1 protein-coding gene and 2 pseudogenes are annotated in these 1,219 nt (G+C 61.0%); all 3 read left to right on the top strand.

Going from position 1 to position 1,219, the window contains the following annotated elements:
* Positions 1 to 233, top strand: a 233-nt coding sequence (locus ACYP5B_RS37435; protein WP_459572934.1) for a hypothetical protein, incomplete at its 5' end; no start/stop codon positions are given.
* Positions 234 to 277: 44 nt separating this feature from the next.
* A pseudogene (locus ACYP5B_RS37430) lies at positions 278 to 685 on the top strand (transposase); the annotation flags it as partial.
* A gap of 248 nt (positions 686 to 933) precedes the next feature.
* Positions 934 to 1,219, top strand: a pseudogene (locus ACYP5B_RS37425) (transposase); the annotation flags it as partial.

Raw genomic sequence — 1,219 nt, 5'->3', positions numbered from 1 at the left:
GCGATCAGGGTGGGCAGGGTGAGCTTGCGATGACGGGTGAAAGCGGCGGGACATTCAGGATGGCGGGCATGGTCTTGAAAGACCTTGGTATGCAGGTATTGGGAAAGCGCAGCGAACACATTGGGCAGGAGCATGAGAGCCAAGCGAAGATCGAGAAACAATCCTCTATTGGCCGCCGCCCTGCTTGTCAATACCTTGCGTTCATTAATTGCGGCTTTTTTGGGGCTGCTTAACTTGGGTGGATTGGTTGCCGATGGGGTATGCGCATTGGATGCTGCTGGGGGCGCTGCCCGAGCCATTGGGCCAGCCTGAGGTGTTGCTGGCGGATGCGGGCTACTTCAGTGCGGCCAACGTCGTCACCTGCGAGGCAGCGGACATCACCCCGCTGATCGCGATCCGGCGCGACGCCCATCATCTGCCGCTGATGGAACGCTTCGCCGACGATCCGGCGCCGCCTGAGAGCACCGATCCGATCGTCAGGATGACACACCGACACAAGACGAAGGCGGGGCGAGCACTGTACGGGCTGCGCAAGAGCACGGTCGAACCGGTGTTCGGCATCATCAAGCATGTGATGGGATTCCGGCAGTTCTCGCTGCGCGGGCTGTCCAACGTCGCGGCGGAATGGTCGCTGGTCGCGCTCGCGTGGAACGTCAAGCGGATGAACGTATTACGAGGTGTGTAGGGCCGATCAGCGGGCTCTTTGTGCCGCCCCAATCGCCCGATTGCCTTCCTCATCCACTTTCAAATGCCTTTCATCGCGTTTTGATGACTGCGATGAGCCCGCAAACCGGCCGCGAACCCCGTCACGACCTGATGTTTTGAATCACGCTTCACCTCAACTCCGACGAACTCCTAGCCGCGGGCCAGGGGAGTAACAAGAGTCTGTCCTCAACATCGGGGCTTGCTCCTCTTCTGCACGTTTGCGGCAGATACCGTAAAGGCAAAACCGCCAGTGAGTTGCGCTACATGGGCCATACCCTGAGCGACAACCGCCACGGCCTGGTGGTCAGCGCGCTGGTGACAACTGCTGACGGGCATGCAGAGCGCGAAGCCGCCAAGGTCATGGTCAACGACGCCTGGCAGGTGGTCGACGATGCGAAGTCACCGTGGGTGCGGACAGGGGGTATGACGCGGCCGAGTTCATTGAGGCTTGCCTTGAGATGAGGGTCACGCCCCACGTGGCGCAAAACACCTCCGGGCGACGCTCGGCGGTTCC

This window comes from Cupriavidus sp. 8B (assembly GCF_054589115.1).
This window is presented reverse-complemented; position numbering and strand designations above follow the sequence as displayed.